The organism is Brunnivagina elsteri CCALA 953 (assembly GCF_002289455.1).
GTDB lineage: Bacteria > Cyanobacteriota > Cyanobacteriia > Cyanobacteriales > Nostocaceae > Brunnivagina > Brunnivagina elsteri.
In genome coordinates this window covers 1-16,763 of sequence record NZ_NTFS01000031.1, presented here as the reverse complement: position 1 = coordinate 16,763, position 16,763 = coordinate 1, and the positions used below count along the sequence as shown (strand labels likewise).

Below are 16,763 nucleotides of genomic sequence, written 5' to 3'. Positions count from 1 at the left end.
ATGTGATGCGCCCTTGGCGTTAAGCTTTGCTTATATTGCATGTCTGGGTGAACAACCGTTTACCCCTAAAGTTTTCTCGATTATAAACTTTCATGTAGCCGTTTTATGCAAACACATCCACAATTGCTGTAGGGGCTGGGTTTCCCCGCCCCTACTCACGAATGATACAATTGAAGGGCTTATGGTTGAGATACTTTATTTTCTAAAAATCCCTAACCACCTTCCTTAAAACTTCGTTGGATAATCGCTTTGGGGGGGAATTTTCCCGTAATTTGAAGCTTCAGCGAATCCAGCAGAACCAGCTTCCTTCAAGAAACCACTGTAAGCTTCCATACCATGTTCCCCAATATCCAAACCTTCGATTTCTTCGGCAGCAGTCACACGAATACCTAAAGTTGCCTTTAGCACAAACCAAAAGATACTACTGAGAACAACTGTCATCGCACCAACAGCGACAACACCAATCAACTGAGTTACCAATTGATCGATTCCCCCACCTACAAGTAAACCCTTGGTGGGACCAAAACCTTCCCCATACCAGGAATATACACCAGGACCAACGGACCATAAACCAACTGCCAGGGTCCCAAAAACACCACAGACAAGGTGTACGGAAGTTGCACCTACGGGGTCATCAATGCCTATACGGTCAAAAAATGTGACAGCAAAGACGACAATCACACCAGCGATTAATCCAATTATAAAAGCGCTGTTGAGGGTGACATAAGCGCAAGCTGCGGTAATGGCAACTAAACCTGCCAAAATACCGTTGATAATCATCGACAGGTCGGGTTTACCCAAATACAACCAAGCTGTTGCAGTTGCGGCAATTGCACCAGAGGCGGCTGCCAAGTTAGTGGTCAAAGCGATGTGGGTAATAGCACCTGGGTCAGCAGCCATTACAGAACCGGGATTGAAACCAAACCAACCTAACCAGAGAATCAAGCAACCCAGAGTCGCAATGCTCATGTTATGACCTGGCATTGCCACAATTTGTCCATCTTGGTATTTACCAATCCGAGGACCAAGGAATATTGCTCCCATCAAGGCAGCCCAACCACCAACGGAGTGAACGACGGTAGAACCAGCAAAATCCCAGAATCCCCTGTCAGCAAGCCAGCCAGCACCCCAAATCCAGTGTCCGGTGATGGGGTAGGCAATACCTACGAGTAACAAACTGAAAATTAAGAAGTCAACAAATTTAATTCGTTCGGCAACTGCGCCGGATACAATTGTCGCGGCTGTACCAGCAAAAGCTAATTGGAAGAGGAATTTTCCAAATAGGGGAACACCTGCCCATTTCAGCGAACTGAAGATACCTTTGTAAGCATCGTTAGTGGCTGGGCTATTGTCTGCACCTTGGAGGAATAATCCATTCAATCCGATGAAGTCGTTACCTTCTCCGAACATGAATCCGAAGCCGATCGCCCAAAATGCAACCGTTGCTAAGGCAAATACAACCAGGTTTTTTGCGAGGACGTTGACGGCATTCTTCTGACGACAAAATCCCGTTTCTAACATGCAAAATCCGGCATTCATGAAGAAGACCAAAAATGATGCGATCGCAACCCAAAGTGTATCAAGTGCAACTTTGAGTTCGGTTGTGGTTGGTGCTGCTGGTGGTGTTTGTGCCACTGCTGCATAACCCCATGCCAGGACAATTATTCCAGCTAGGGGAATGCTCGCTTGCCAAGTTGGGGAAAGCCCTTTGATGGATTTAAATAATCTCCAAGCTGTTGAACTGTATCTTGAAAAATATGTCGATGAAGTTCCAGAATGGCGACTTCTTCGTTGCGATTTCTTAGTTTGTTTTAGTTTTAACATCGTCCTCTTTAAAAGTATCTAACCAGAACAGAACATCAACAGTCTAAAAGAACCCCCAAAGTTAGATATTTCTGGTTTATAACGGCTGAAATGATGCTTCAGTAATCAAAACGTCAAAATTGTCACTTCGGAAGCAAATTCTGATTTTCTGCAAATTAAATGCATGAAAATTAGAAACTTAGCTAATCCTGTTTGTTTAATTGCGATCGCGATCGCAACTCAAAACCAGTCTCGCAAAACAGGTTAATTTTTTATTAAGACTTTATTATGAGGTTGTTTTTCCAACAGTCAAGTACTCTTCACTGAGTCTTTAACAATTTTTTACGATTGCTGTCATCACACCTGTAATAACCTTGACGTTTTGTTTCAAAATACTCACTCCTTGGAAAGTGAAGTTAACCAAAAACAATAAAATCTGTTGGTTACTAAAACTATAATTTTCCCCTCTCAAAAATGAAAATTGGCGAATTAAATTATCGGAATATATGCTAATTCCTGACTTCTTTTCTAAATTCTTCGGAAGCAACTAAAACTCACAGGTTCACTGTAAATTAAGAGCCTTCCAAAATTTCGTAATCACACTAATGAAACATTATGATAGTGTATTTTTAATACTCAATAATTCTGTAACAGTCAATACCGTTTGTCCCGGCTCTCACACTCATATACAAATTTCCAAGTCTGTAATTACCCTCGAATTCTTTACTGTGTCAGGGTTTGTTGACTTCAGGAATAATTCCAACTAATGAAAGTTAATTTTTTTGACATAGTATCAAAAGCTGACTGTGGTTGAGATATCCCTCTGCTCAAACCAAAAATATTTCGGGATTCCGTATACAAAGCTACATATTATTTAAATAATTGTGATATCCCATTTCTTCAAGTTTTGATTGTTTAGCCATGACAGATTCTTGTAAATCCTGTCGATATTTTTGTACCTTTGCGAGTAATTCCGGTTGAAAAGTAGCGATAATTTGTACAGCCAAAAGACCAGCATTTTTGGCATTTCCGATGGCAACAGTGGCAACGGGGATACCTGCGGGCATTTGGACGATGGAGTATAACGAATCAATGCCTTGAAGCTGACGGCTAGAAATGGGAACACCAATCACAGGTAAAGGGGTGAGGGATGCTACCATACCGGGGAGATGGGCAGCACCACCAGCACCAGCGATAATAACTTTAATGCCGCGATCGCAAGCTGTTTTGGCGTATTCAAACATGCGTTCTGGTGTACGATGGGCACTGACAATAGCGACTTCGCAGACGACATCGAATTCCTCACAAACTGCGATCGCATCTTTCATAGTGGGCAAGTCGGAGTCGCTGCCCATGATAATACCGATTAATGGGGACATAGGATTTTAAATTGCGGATTTTGGATTTGTAGAGACATGATGTACTAAAAATGGCTTGGAGTTTAGCTTTTAAACGCGGAGGTTCGCAGAGTGAAACGCAAAGTTACGCAGAGAGGTTGGTGGAGAGAGGTTGGTGGGGAGATGCTTTTCCCACCAAACTACCCTTGCGGGAAGCTTCGCTACGGAGAATATTTGCATTTTTGTGTTCATGGTAAAAGTTAAATTATTAGCCGTTTAGGGTATACATCGCGTTTCTACATATTAGATTTTGGATTGTATCTAAACGAAAAGCAGTATATACCTATTGTCCTATTACAATTTTTCATTAAAATTTGGTCAGTTATAACTATTACTTGCCAAAATTTATGACAGAAGCCATACAGAATCCTGTAGTAACTCCTATAGATATTATCAATGCTCGTGTACCTGGTTACAAAGAATTGCAAATGTTATTGGTGAATCGGGAAGGGATTATTGAAGAAGTTCTGCCGATGGAAAATCTTTCCAAATCCAATCCAGTGATTGATTTTGCTGGAGACTTGGTATCTCTAGGTGGTGTCGATTTACAAATTAATGGTGCTTTGGGTTTAGCTTTTCCCGACTTTGACGAAAAAGATGCTGCTTTTCTCGGCAAAATCAGCGAATACCTATGGAATTGTGGTGTTGATGGATTTTTACCCACCATAGTCACCACTTCCGTGGAAAATATCCACCGTTGTATAAAATTAATGGCTGTCACTGCTGATTTTATCAGTGCAGAACGACTTCGTGGGGGTAAATTTGCAGAAATTCTGGGTTTACATCTGGAAGGACCATTTCTAAATTACCAGAAACGTGGCGCACATCCTCAAGAATATCTTTTACCCTTGACTGTGGATGAAGTTAAACGAGTATTAGGAAATAATTCTAATTTCGTCAAAGTCATTACCTTAGCACCAGAATTAGACATCACAGGGGAAGTAATTCCCTATTTGCGTAGTTTGGGTATTATTGTGAGTTTAGGGCATTCCCAAGCCACTGCAAAGCAAGCACAGCAGGCATTTACAGATGGTGCAACGATGGTGACACATGCATTCAACGCAATGCCACCATTACACCATCGTCAACCCGGTTTATTAGGTGCTGCGATCGCAAATCCCAATGCTATGTGTGGTTTTATTGCCGATGGGGAACATGTTTCCCCAATAATGTTGGATATATTGTTGCGTGCTAGTAATTATCAGCAAGGTTTGTTTTTAGTTAGCGATGCTTTAGCTCCTTTAGGTTTACCAGATGGGGTTTATCCTTGGGATAGTCGGGAAATCGAGGTCAAACATGGAACTGCTAAACTTGCTGATGGAACCTTATCGGGTACTACATTACCTTTATTCGTTGGGGTACAAAATTTAGTTAAATGGGGAATTTGTCAAGTAGAAGATGCGATCGCACTTGCAACTGATTCCCCACGTCAAGCGATCGGTTTACCCTCTAATATCATTGGTTCACGAATTAATCATCTTTTACGCTGGCATTTTCAGGAAACTACCGGAGAATTAACTTGGCAAAGATTTGCTTAGTTCTGAGAAAGCAAATAAATCTGGACAAATAAATTAGGGCAAACAACCGTTTGCCCCTACGGGGTTCTCGCAAAGGATATTTAATATTTCGATGCTTTGTATAAATTAAACACATTATAATCAAAAACTCCGGGTTCCGAAATGGACTAGGTTTAGCATAAAAAAATAAGGGAATTAGAGATAAATCTAATTCCCCGAATGCGATCGCATTTTAAATTACTTAAGTTGCATTTCTTACTTAAAAAAGTGTAATGCCACAGAAATCATCGACAGAAACGTGACAAAACCGATCGCATCTAAAAGAGTAGTCATTAAAGGACCACTAATTAATGCTGGGTCTAATTTTAACCGCTTTAAACCCATTGGTAAGAAAGTGCCTAATGTGACCGCAACAAGTGTATTAGTCGCCATGACAATCCCCGCAACAAAACCCACCCAACGTTCTTGAGGTTGTGCCCAAATCATCGAAAGCATGACCATTGTTATCCCCAATGTCACAGCAGTAGCCAATCCCGCAGTCAGTTCCTTACGGAGAATCTTCAAGGTGTCTTTAGTTGTAATTTCTCCAATACCGAGTCCACGAATCGTGACAGTCAAAGCTTGAACCCCAACAGTACCACCAGTATTGGAAAATAAGGGCATGATGACAGCAAGCACGGGAACCGAGGAAATCACCCCTTGAAATGGCGCGATCGCACTGGAAGCTCCTATATATAATCCCATAATTGCCAGCAACCACGGTAAGCGTTTGCGAATGGTAACGAGGGGATGAGCTAAAGCACCATCATCACCACTGACACCAGCTAATTTCTGAATATCTTCAGTTGCTTCTTCTTCTAAGATGTCCACAACGTCATCGATGGTGATAATACCCACCAAACGCTCTTCCCGATCCACCACAGGTAAAGCAATTAAGTCATAGCGCTTCATGATTTGCGCGACATCTTCCTGGGGGGTTTCGGTATGGACTTTAAGAACTCTATCGCTAGCAATTTCTTTAATCAAAACATCGGGAAAGGTGAACAATAACTGACGTAATGACACCACTCGCACGAGTTTACGGTTGTCGTCGGTAACGTAAGCGTAGTAAATAGTCTCCTTATCTTCGTCTTGACGACGAATTTTACTCAGCGCTTCACCAACTGTCAAACCTTCCCGCAACCAGACATATTCCGTCGTCATCAACCTTCCGGCTGTTGCTTCGGCATATCCGAGAATTGTTGCTGTTGCTTGTCGTTGCTCGGTACTTAGTTCCTGTAATAACCGCTTGACGACTTTTGCAGGCAACTCATCAAACAATTCTGCGCGATCGTCTGGACTCATGGCTTCTACAAGCTGCACTACCTGCACATCATGTAGTGAATTAATCAGTTCCTCTTGTACTTCTGGTGGTAAGTATTCAAAAACATCAATTGCCTGACTTTTGTTCAGTAATCGAAATGCGATCGCACGCTGTTTTTCGGGTAATTGGGAAATATATTCACCCACATCCACAGGTTGCAAACGATTCAAATCAAACTTCAACTGGTTCAAGTCAGCGATATCAACAATCGAATTGCGAATATCCTGTATGAGCATAAAAGCCTCCTCTCCTATGGACTCCCCCGCGCTGGGAGACTGATTCTCGCCAGCTTAGAGGAGGATAATACTGCCATGCGGACTTTTGTCCATAAATCCTTAAAAATTCAACATCGATATCCAAATTAAGGCATCGCTAGTTAATAATCTTAACCCGGAATAACATAATCCGGTAGATGCCAACCTTGATTATGCAGGAATGAGTTACATTCAGCACAATATTTAATTTATTGTGCCCGAATTGACTATTGGAATTGAGTAAATTTTACTACTCTCTCTATCTGTGTCAAGCATATAAGAATAATTCATTTGTAATTTTGACTGAGTTACAATAATTACACTTAATAACTTTGGTATTTGTCCGCTGATTATAAGGGGATATTCACAATATTCGCCCAATATAAGAGCGTTAACGGCAATTTTCCCAGTTTTTCAACAAACCCAAATATTAAATACAAATTACATCCACAGAAAAGAATTATCCGGCTATTTAATAAATCTCATATATCCCCAAATTAAAATTACATTAACGAATACAATAGACATAGGAGTGGAAAAGACTTAGAGACTGCGAATACGGCAACTTCGCAGTCTCTCAAAGGATTCTGGGTAACGCATAATTAAATTTGGTCGATATCTAATTTATAACAAAGGTAGAAAGGAAAGAGTATTAATAAAAACTCTAGTTCTGAGTATTCGGAAATATTTCACTTCTAAATCTATGTCAAATAATATTCAAATACTTAATAAGTAATTTCCCCATCTGTATAGTTGATATTTTTTACAGTTCCTGTGAAGTATGTGAAGCGGTTTATAAAGTTATTAATAACTTTGGTTCATTACTTAAGTACTTAGTGCAAATATTCGTCAAGCTTTTACATTTTTATACTACAATAGTTTAAGTAAAGCTTCACTTTTCGATAAATAAAAGTGACAAAAATCTATAGATGAAAACCATCTCCTTCTCTTTCAACAATTTCACTTCTTAGATTCCAATTTTTCTGGCGCAGATGCTACCATCTTCGGAAAGAAAACTTGAGATTTTGCGATCGCTCCTAAAGGGGATTGTTAGCGTTTTGCATTGCAGCGATTTAGTGGATAAAGGTACAGCAAATAGCTAGCTAATAATTATGTAGCGACATATCTATAGGGAATAATAGCAGCTTTCAGCGAAATAGCGGATATTTTTCAATCTTGCAATTCCCGATCGAAATGTGATAGTTTCTCAAAAATAAAATAAACTAACTTAAAGCAAGCATTTATTTTGTCTGAAACCTATCCAGAAGTGGCATACAGGGGATAAGATAAAACTCGTGTCGCTTCCCTCTCAGTCGTAAAATAACTGATTTCCCCGCATAAACTATGAAGACTGCCAGTGAACAGCAAACTCGTCTTGAATTTTACTACCAGCAAGTCAAGACAATAATTCTCAACCGCCAAAATCCCATTACTGGCTTATTGCCTGCGAGTACAGCGATAACAGCACATGGGGACTATACTGATGCATGGGTGCGCGATAATGTTTACAGCATTTTAGCGGTTTGGGGTTTGGGTTTAGCTTACCGCAAAGTCGATGACGATCGCGGACGTACCTACGAACTGGAACATAGTACAGTCAAGTTAATGCGGGGTTTGTTGTTTGCGATGATGCGACAAGCTCATAAGGTTGAGAAATTTAAACATACCCAATACCCATTAGATGCCCTGCACGCGAAATATAATACCACTACTGGGGATATTGTGGTGGGTGATGATGAATGGGGACATTTACAACTTGATGCGACTTCGATATTTTTGTTGATGTTGGCACAGATGACTGCATCGGGGTTACAAATTGTTTATACCCTGGATGAGGTTAATTTTGTCCAGAATTTGGTTTATTATATTGGTCGAGCCTATCGTACCCCCGATTATGGAATTTGGGAAAGGGGTAATAAAATCAATCATGGCAGTGCGGAATTAAATGCTAGTTCTGTGGGGATGGCAAAAGCTGCTCTGGAAGCAATCAATGGACTCGATTTATTTGGGGTAAGGGGAAGTCAAGCTTCGGTGATTCATGCTTTAGCTGATGAAATTGCCCGTACCCGTTTGACGTTAGAATCCTTATTACCCAGGGAATCGGCATCTAAGGAAATTGATGCTGCTTTGTTGAGTGTGATTAGTTATCCTGCGTTTGCTGTGGAAGATGTGGAACTGCGCGATCGCACTCGTAACGATATCATTGATAAGTTGGCTGGGAATTACGGCTGTAAGCGGTTTTTGCGGGATGGACACCAAACTGTTTTGGAAGATAGCCATCGCTTGCATTACGAACCTTGGGAATTAAAGCAATTTGAGCATATTGAGTGTGAATGGCCGTTGTTTTTCACTTATCTTGTTCTTGATGGGTTGTTTCGTGGTGATAAGGAACAAGTTGAATTTTATCAGCAGGCTTTAGCTAATGTACTGGTTGAACGGGATGGAATGCTGTTATTACCCGAACTTTACATTGTACCCCAAGAAAATATCGAAGCTGAAAAAGCCAATCCCCAAAGTCAAGAGCGTTTAGCCAATGAAAATGTACCTTTAGTTTGGGCGCAAAGTTTATTCTATCTGGGAAGATTATTAAGTGAAGGATTAATTGCCCTTGGAGATATCGATCCTCTGGGTAGACATTTAACGATGGGCAAAAATCGCGAAGCGCTGGTACAAATTGCCCTTTTGGCTGAAGATGAGGATTTACAAGCGAAGCTTGAAGTCTACGGAATTGAAACGCAAACTCCTAAGCAAGTCGAACCAATCCAAGTTCGCGAATCGGAAGACCTGATATTAATTTATACTCAAATTGGACGTAACGATAAACTAGGATTAACAGGTCGTCCACCCCGTCGCCCTCGCAGTTTAACGACTTCACGATTCTTTCGACTTAATAGCGAGACTGTAATATTTTTACCATCTTTTTTAGATTCACAGCAATTCTATTTAACCCTCGATTATCACTTTTTAGTCGATCTACTCCGCAGTGAACTAGCATACATCCAAAAATACTGGAATGATTTAGGAAGACCGACTTTAACATTAATGTTGACCCATACAATGTTAGAAGTAGGTAGTGAAGCCTTGCTGGAAATCATGCAAGAACTCAAAGATGGGATTTGTAATGGAGTCAGGGTAAAGTTAGGCAAACTCAACCAATTAATTTTAACAGGTGGGATTGAGCGGATTGACTACCTACAAAACTTCGAGTTTTTACATTCCTCAGTCCAAAATGCCATCCCTAGACGCAAATATTTAGCATTCAATCCTGAAAAAATTGGGCAGTTAGGGAACATCCAAGAATTTCAGATGGAGTACGAAACCAACTTAGAAGTACTGCTTCCCCGTTTGCTTGTCTCAGAAAATATTTACGAACAAATCGAGTTATTACAAACCCTAAGTAAATCCCAAAGTTTAGAATTTGACACTGGGTTTGGTGGTAGTCGTGATCGCGTTACAGTTGACGACTTACTTGACGAAGTATACAACAAAGCTGCCGAATTAGGACTTTGGGCTGTGGTGCGTCGTTCTGCGGGTTTACGACAAATGGCAGATATTAGTTTATCAGATATCGTCACCAGTATTATTGTACGTGGCAAACAAATCGCCGTTGGTAAAGCATATAGCGAAGATTCCTTGATGACATCACCCTTATCCCACAGCGAAATAGTCGAGAAAATCAACAATTTCTGTCGTGATGATGTGCGCGATCGCGTTTTAACCCAAGAAATCCTCATCTATTTGAGCAACTTAATTAAATCCGAACCGGAATTATTTAAAGGATTACTTACAATACGGGTTGGTTATCTAATTTTACTATTGACAAGTGAAATTGCCCGTAAATCGATTATTACTCAGGATGAAGCATACGAAAAACTGATGCAGTTATCACCATTTGAGGTGAAAAGTAGACTGCGAAAAGTGATGCAAGAATATGCAGGTTTAAGTAGTGTTTTACGGCAACAAGAATCATTACACATCAAGAAAAAAGACAGTGAAATCAACTGGTTAGTACTATCCCCGATTGTAGAAGCAGAAATAGAAGTACCAGAGGGAGGTTGGAGACGTTACCGTAAAGCTGAAGGTTCAACGGGAAGGGTTCCCCAAGGATTTTATCAAAATGTGTGGTCAGCGATGGAGCATTGCAAAGGGGTGGTGATTGGAGATAAACTTGAACGTCGCAACCGACTTGATAGTGAGATTATGCTTGCGGAAATGACAGCAGGAGAGAAAAACTTTGCTTTGCGGGTTGAGCATTTGCTAAATAAAATCGAAGCACCAGAATATCGGCAAATCTGTATTGAGACACTGATGGAATTAGGTGCGATCGCATCGGAAAATTCTGATTTACAGGTTGAAGATTACATTGTTTTAGATGTGTTGATTGGTCACGCAGTCAGGTTAGCATGGTTGGAGATGAAACCCGAACGTGGGGATAGATATGACGAAGATAAGGCTTCTGCATGGCGTTCTTTTTACAATAAGTCGCCTCAGGAATGTGCTAGTTATATAGTTAAGGCGTTTAGGTTCTTGACGGAGTTTGCTGAAGCTACACCAGTTTAGTTGGAAACGCAGAGTGGTAAGTATGCTAAAATCTCCGGAAAAGACGTAGAGACGTAGAGGTACGACAAGGGTTCTGGGGAACATATCATTAAATTCGGTCGATGTCTATTAAGTTCTGCTTATCGCAATTCTGAATATTTTTAATTTTTGTAAATATTTTTTTTGCTTCTATTTGTGGTATTATTATATTAATTGAATATCTTGACTTTATTATAATCGGATAGTCGCATTTTTAAAAATTTCAGCAATCCCCATTATTAAATAATTGTCAACTGTAAAACAATAGTACCACGAATAATCCCCTATTTTTCTTTTTTAAATAAAATTTACAAATATTCCATTTTTATCCCCTCTAGAAGTCGGGGATATAGTTTATTGACTTGTTTCTGATTCGATTTTGCCGTAATCAAGTTTGATAATTCTGTCTGCAACATGAAAATAGCGATCGTCATGGGTAATTGCTAATATTGTTTTTCCTTTGTCTCGTAATTCTGGCAGTAACTTGGTATAAAATAGTTCTTTAAATGCTGGGTCTTGGTCTGCTGCCCATTCATCAAATAAGTAAATTGGTCTATCTTCTAAATAAGCTGTTAGTAATGCCAAGCGTTTGCGTTGTCCTTGGGAAAGTGATATGTTGGAGAGGACACCATTTTCAATAGTTACTTTATCCTGAAGTTGGAGTACTTTTAAATATTTTTGTGCTTGCTTATCTAAGTTAGAATTTTTATCTTCTAGCCCGAATAATTCATCAAACAAGTAAAAATCTGCAAATACTACTGAAAAATGCTGTCGATACCATTCCCGATTATCATCAGTAATTAATTTCCCATCAAAGCAAATTTCTCCACTTTCGGGAATATATAACCCAGTAATTAACTTTGCTAAAGAAGATTTGCCGCTACCATTTCCACCTACAATAAATACAAGTTCTTGCGGGTATAGGGTCAAATTAATCGGACCAATTTTAAATTTACCATCTTCTTGCTCGGTATGGTAAGTATGGGTGACTTGCTTAATCTCTAAACGCTGCCAAGATGATTTAATATTGGGGGGAACAGTGGAATTTTCAGCACGACTAGCTAAAGATAACCCCAAAGACTCGATTTTTTCTAATCCGATCGCAGCTTGACTAAGTAGGGGCAATTTACTAATAATATTATCCATCGGCATCATCAGATATGTGAAAGTCAAGATGTAACCATACAGGGTTTGCAAGTTAAAAGTAATGAATTTTGGTAGGGCAAATAATACAAACCCAATGGAGAAGAAAAATATTAACCTTCCCCAAGTATTTGTTGTCGCAAAAAACGTTAAACCTCTGGTATAGTGTTGTTTGTATATGTTTGCAGTTACTTGAAGTTGTTTGGTTATAAAACTTTCTCGTCGTTGATAATGTAACTTAAGCTCCTTTATCCCTTCTGTAATTGTACGGAAATGTTTAAATAATATATCCTCATCTTCACGAGCAAATGCCAGGTTTTTACTACCCTGTTTGGTAATCCACTCACAACTACTAATCGCAACAACAGCTAAGATAATTACCAGGATTATGACTTGCCAAGATAGCCAAGTTATGTATATCAAACAGCCGATAACTATGGCGATATCGATGCACAAAAATGGAACCGTGTAAACTGCATTTGCGACTGCTTGTACATCTTCCGTGAGGGTAGCAAGTAAACGGGGGGTTCCCATTTGTTCGAGATGACTAAGTTCAGATGCTAGGATCTGCTGACATAGACGCATTCTCAATTGAAATACAGCTTGTTGTGATAAACGGATTAGGGAAACCTGGGAAATAATGCTTGTGACTAGGGAAATTAAAGCCAAACCCACGAAACCCCAAGCCAGTAAAGTTAGAGAAGCACCTTGATTTTGAGTTGTGGCATTGCTAATTAAAGCGATGAGACTAGCACTACTACTACCACTCAGAAAACCAGTGACAATTGCGATCGCAACTATTTTCCACGACGATCGCAGTAAAAAGATAATTAAATTCATATATTATTGGGGAATTGGGAATTGGGCATTGGGAATAAGTCTGTGTTGCTCCATTGTGTAACTTTTGCTTGCAATTAGATTCCGACTACTGGCAAACATTCTAAACTTATACAGAATGAATCCAAAATTGTATTCGGGTAATTTTGGCAATGACTGTAAATTTAAAACCCTTCGATAACCAACTTACAGCAACAAAGCCTTCAACAAGAACTTCCGCAATTCCTGGAAGTCGCTACATTCCTGTTAATTATCGCCGTATTCTCTGCATTTTTCCAAAGTACACTCCTTCCTTTGGGACATTTCACCATGCTTACCCATTGACGGGAAAAGTAAAGGCTTTTATGCCACCACAGGGTATTTTGGTTATAGCTGCTTATTTGCCCCAAGAATGGGATGTGCGCTTTGTTGACGAAAATATCAAACCAGCGACACTACGTGATTACCGTTGGTGTGATGTAGTCATTGTCAGTGGAATGCATATCCAGCGATCGCAAATAAATCAAATCAATGAATTGGCGCACATTCAAGGTAAAATTACCATTGTTGGTGGTCCTTCGGTTTCTGGTTGTCCTGAATATTACCCGGATTTTGATATTTTGAGTTTGGGAGAATTGGGAGATGCAACCGATAAATTAATCATATATTTAGACCAAAATAATCAACCTCCAACCCAACAAATTCGCTTTGAAACTCAAGAACGTTTACCTTTAACTGAGTTTCCCACACCTGCATATCATTGCAAAAGATTCGTCATTTTGTGGTAAATAAAATATAGACAGGGGAATTAACCGCCAAGTACGCCAAAACGCCAAGGGAAGAAGAAAGAGGTATATAATTTTCATCAATACTTAACCCTAATGTCGCAAAATAATGAATTTATCCGCGTCTATCTGCGTTCATCTGCGGTTAATTAACTCATAAATCCTGATATCTTAATAAACAGTACAAAACAAAAACATGAAAAAAACCTTATTACTAAGCCCTCCTTCCTTTGATGGTTTTGACGGTGGTGCTGGCTCTCGCTACCAGGCAAAACGGGAAATTACCTCTTTTTGGTATCCAACATGGTTAGCACAGCCAGCAGCTTTAATTCCCGGTAGCAAACTTGTAGATGCGGCTCCTCATAATCAAACCATTGAAGATGTGTTGGAAATAGCTAAAGATTACGAATTAGTAATCATGCATACCAGCACCCCTTCATTAGTAAATGACGTGAAATGTGCTGAAGCAATCAAAGCTCAAAACCCGAATGTTCAAATCGGTTTTGTGGGAGCGCATGTGGCAGTTTTAGCATCAGAAACACTCGAAAATAACCAAGTTCTTGATTTTGTTTGTCGCAATGAATTTGATTACACCTGCAAAGAACTGGCAGAAGGTAAAAATTGGGACGAAATAACTGGTTTAAGTTACCGCGATAAATTTGGTAATATTCGCCACAATGAAGAACGCCAATTAATTCATGATTGGGATGCAATGCCCAGTGTGCTGCCAGTTTATGCTCGTGATTTAGATATTTCCAAGTACTTTATTGGATACTTGCAACACCCGTATATTTCCTTCTACACTGGGCGAGGTTGTCCAGCAAAGTGTACTTTTTGTCTTTGGCCTCAAACAATTGGTGGGCATTTATACCGAACCAAAACTCCCGATGCAGTTGGACGGGAAATGGCAGAAGCAAAAGTGCTTTTTGGTGACAAGGTACGGGAATATATGTTTGATGATGACACTTTTACGATTGATAAACATCGTGCGATCGCAATTAGCGAACACATGAAGCGTCTCAATCTGACTTGGAGTTGTAATGCTCGTGCGAATTTAGATTATGACACGTTAAAAGCATTGCGTGATAATGGTTTACGGTTGTTGCTGGTAGGATTTGAATCCGGAAATCAAGACATTCTCAACCGGATTAAAAAAGGGATAAAACTGGAAGCGGCAAAGGAATTTATGAAAAATTGCCACAAGCTTGGTATAACCGTTCACGGTACATTTATTATTGGCTTACCGATTGAAACTAAAGAAACAGTTGAAGAAACGATGCGGTTTGCTTGTGAACTTAGTCCCCATACTATACAAGTTTCCATCGCTGCACCATATCCGGGAACGGAACTTTATGAACAAGCAAAAGCAAATAATTGGTTTACAAATCAATCTACAAATCAATCCTTAGTCGCAGACTCGGGAATCCAAACTTCTACATTACAATATCCAACAATTTCCAGTGCCGAAATTGAAGATGCTGTGGAAAGAATGTACCGAAAATTTTATTTTCGTCCCCAAGCAATTTTCCCCATTGTACGGGAAATGCTCGGAGATAGACAAATGATGGTGCGTCGTCTTCGAGAAGGGGTAGAATTCTTTTCTTATCTCAACGAAAGACATCAAAAAGCCGCAGAAAATGCCACATCTCATCAAGCTGTTGTTAGCTAATGTGCCAGAATAAGTTGATTATGATTAATTCAAGTCTGATTAATTTAAATCTGATTAATTTAATTTTGCTAGTTCTGTGTTTAGGTTCGATTTGTTTTTACTGCTACGGAATATATGCTGGACTTTCATTTTTTCGGCATCCATATGCATTCGATCCAAACTATAATCCCCCAGTCACCATTCTCAAACCAATTTGTGGTAGTGACGGCAACCTTTACGATAATTTAGCAACCTTTTGCCAACAAGATTATCCCAACTTCCAAATTGTATTTAGCGTTCGCGATTCTGAAGATACTGCAATTCCCATCATCAATCAAATTATTCATGACTTCCCAAAACTTGATGTAGAACTTGTGATTTGCGATCGCATTATTGGTACAAACTTGAAAGTTAGCAACTTGGCAAACGCAGCAGTTTCTGCCAAACATCCCATTCTTGTGCTTGCTGATAGCGATATTCGAGTTGGTAGGGATTATTTAAAACAAGTTATCCAACCATTTCAAAACGAAAATGTTGGTGTTGTCACCTGTTTATATCGTTCCCTAGCTCAAAACTGGGTAACAATTATTGAGGCACTACGACAAACTACTGAATTTAGCGCCGGAGTCTTAGTTAGTAATCAACTCGAAGGCAGTATAAAATTTGGCTTTGGACAAACAATCGTCATTCGCAAACAAGCCCTAATAGACATCGGTGGATTTGAAGCGATCGCGGATTATCTTGCCGACGATTTTCAACTGGGCTACCTACCAGCCCAAGCAGGTTACGAAGTCGTACTTTCCCAATATATAGTCGAACACGAACTTAGCGCTATCTCTATTATTGATGCAATTAAACAGCAAATTCGTTGGGCTTCCTGTATTCGTGTCTCTCGCACTTGGGGTTACTTAGGACTAATTTTTACCTATGGCATCGCTACAAGTTTTGCATTACTAGTATTTAATGTATCTCAGTATGGATATCGGTCAAATGCCTCTTACGTAAGCTTTGGAGTACTCTTTATTACGTGGTTAACAAGATTAATTATGGCTTGGGTAGTAGGAGTAATCTCTCTTAAAGACTCATTAGTGAAAAAATGTTTGTGGTTAATTCCATTCTGCGATTTATTCAGCTTTTTCATCTGGTGTTATTGCTTTCTAGACAACAGAATTGAATGGCGAGGACGCAGATTAAAGCTGGCAAAAGATGGTAAAATGATTGCGATATGCTGACCACATTAAGTTCCGCTTATCGCATAACTTTCATTTGCACTCTCCTAAATTTTTACTCCCAACTATAATTCGCAACTTTACCCAAAAACATTACCGAAGCGGTTGTATTAACTACAAAAACAAAGCCATCATTAACAGCATCCATTGCCCGTCCAATAGTTTTTTTCTTCTGAGGGAATGCCTCAGAAGAAAAAAACTATTGGACGGGCAATGGATGCTGTTAATGA

General features: G+C 39.7%; 10 protein-coding genes. 6 read left to right on the top strand and 4 right to left on the bottom strand.

Translation table 11 applies throughout. The features are described 5' to 3' along the window. Window positions 1-225: 225 nt before the first annotated feature. Both CK510_RS04700 and purE read right to left on the bottom strand, forming a co-directional pair. A complete protein-coding gene (locus CK510_RS04700; protein WP_095720593.1) occupies window positions 226-1,824 on the bottom strand; it encodes an ammonium transporter in 1,599 nt (532 codons plus the stop codon). A gap of 842 nt (window positions 1,825-2,666) precedes the next feature. Then, window positions 2,667-3,182, bottom strand: coding sequence for a 5-(carboxyamino)imidazole ribonucleotide mutase (gene purE, locus CK510_RS04695; RefSeq protein ID WP_095720592.1), 516 nt, complete (start codon window positions 3,180-3,182; stop codon window positions 2,667-2,669). A gap of 50 nt (window positions 3,183-3,232) precedes the next feature. Between purE and CK510_RS31480 the strand changes: the two genes are divergently transcribed. Both CK510_RS31480 and nagA read left to right on the top strand, forming a co-directional pair. Continuing rightward, the gene (locus CK510_RS31480; protein ID WP_158224841.1) at window positions 3,233-3,397 is read left to right on the top strand and encodes a hypothetical protein; all 165 of its coding nucleotides are present in this window, start codon (window positions 3,233-3,235) and stop codon (window positions 3,395-3,397) included. Between the two features lie 150 nt (window positions 3,398-3,547). Then, on the top strand, window positions 3,548-4,738 hold the full coding sequence (nagA, locus tag CK510_RS04690; RefSeq protein WP_095720591.1) for an N-acetylglucosamine-6-phosphate deacetylase: 1,191 nt from the start codon (window positions 3,548-3,550) through the stop codon (window positions 4,736-4,738). Between the two features lie 234 nt (window positions 4,739-4,972). Here the strand turns inward: nagA and mgtE are convergent, their stop codons facing one another. Continuing rightward, window positions 4,973-6,316 (bottom strand): magnesium transporter, encoded by a 1,344-nt coding sequence (mgtE, locus tag CK510_RS04685; RefSeq protein WP_095720590.1) that lies wholly within the window; start codon window positions 6,314-6,316, stop codon window positions 4,973-4,975. Between the two features lie 1,362 nt (window positions 6,317-7,678). Between mgtE and CK510_RS04680 the strand changes: the two genes are divergently transcribed. After that, window positions 7,679-10,894, top strand: a complete 3,216-nt coding sequence (locus CK510_RS04680) for a glycoside hydrolase family 15 protein (RefSeq protein ID WP_095720589.1) — start codon at window positions 7,679-7,681, stop codon at window positions 10,892-10,894. Between the two features lie 372 nt (window positions 10,895-11,266). On the opposite strand, the gene CK510_RS04675 is transcribed toward CK510_RS04680, so the two are convergent. Continuing rightward, a complete protein-coding gene (locus CK510_RS04675) occupies window positions 11,267-12,895 on the bottom strand; it encodes a cyclic peptide export ABC transporter (protein WP_095720588.1) in 1,629 nt (542 codons plus the stop codon). Between the two features lie 149 nt (window positions 12,896-13,044). On the opposite strand from CK510_RS04675, the gene CK510_RS04670 reads away from it, so the two are divergent. The 3 genes from CK510_RS04670 (at window position 13,045) to hpnI (ending at window position 16,536) form a co-directional block, all read left to right on the top strand. Continuing rightward, entirely contained in the window at window positions 13,045-13,659 is a 615-nt protein-coding gene (locus CK510_RS04670; protein ID WP_095720587.1) for a cobalamin-dependent protein, read from the top strand. 193 nt (window positions 13,660-13,852) lie between these two features. After that, on the top strand, window positions 13,853-15,325 hold the full coding sequence (gene hpnJ, locus CK510_RS04665) for a hopanoid biosynthesis associated radical SAM protein HpnJ (RefSeq protein WP_095720586.1): 1,473 nt from the start codon (window positions 13,853-13,855) through the stop codon (window positions 15,323-15,325). 20 nt (window positions 15,326-15,345) lie between these two features. Continuing rightward, on the top strand, window positions 15,346-16,536 hold the full coding sequence (gene hpnI, locus CK510_RS04660; RefSeq protein ID WP_245911847.1) for a bacteriohopanetetrol glucosamine biosynthesis glycosyltransferase HpnI: 1,191 nt from the start codon (window positions 15,346-15,348) through the stop codon (window positions 16,534-16,536). The last annotated feature ends 227 nt before the right edge of the window (window positions 16,537-16,763 follow it).

Coding starts and splice junctions, on each gene's coding strand:
- CK510_RS04700 (WP_095720593.1), bottom strand. CDS start 1,824: ATGTTAAAACTAAAACAAACTAAGAAATCGCAACGAAGAAGTCGCCAT.
- purE (WP_095720592.1), bottom strand. CDS start 3,182: ATGTCCCCATTAATCGGTATTATCATGGGCAGCGACTCCGACTTGCCC.
- CK510_RS31480 (WP_158224841.1), top strand. CDS start 3,233: ATGGCTTGGAGTTTAGCTTTTAAACGCGGAGGTTCGCAGAGTGAAACG.
- nagA (WP_095720591.1), top strand. CDS start 3,548: ATGACAGAAGCCATACAGAATCCTGTAGTAACTCCTATAGATATTATC.
- mgtE (WP_095720590.1), bottom strand. CDS start 6,316: ATGCTCATACAGGATATTCGCAATTCGATTGTTGATATCGCTGACTTG.
- CK510_RS04680 (WP_095720589.1), top strand. CDS start 7,679: ATGAAGACTGCCAGTGAACAGCAAACTCGTCTTGAATTTTACTACCAG.
- CK510_RS04675 (WP_095720588.1), bottom strand. CDS start 12,895: ATGAATTTAATTATCTTTTTACTGCGATCGTCGTGGAAAATAGTTGCG.
- CK510_RS04670 (WP_095720587.1), top strand. CDS start 13,045: ATGACTGTAAATTTAAAACCCTTCGATAACCAACTTACAGCAACAAAG.
- hpnJ (WP_095720586.1), top strand. CDS start 13,853: ATGAAAAAAACCTTATTACTAAGCCCTCCTTCCTTTGATGGTTTTGAC.
- hpnI (WP_245911847.1), top strand. CDS start 15,346: ATGATTAATTCAAGTCTGATTAATTTAAATCTGATTAATTTAATTTTG.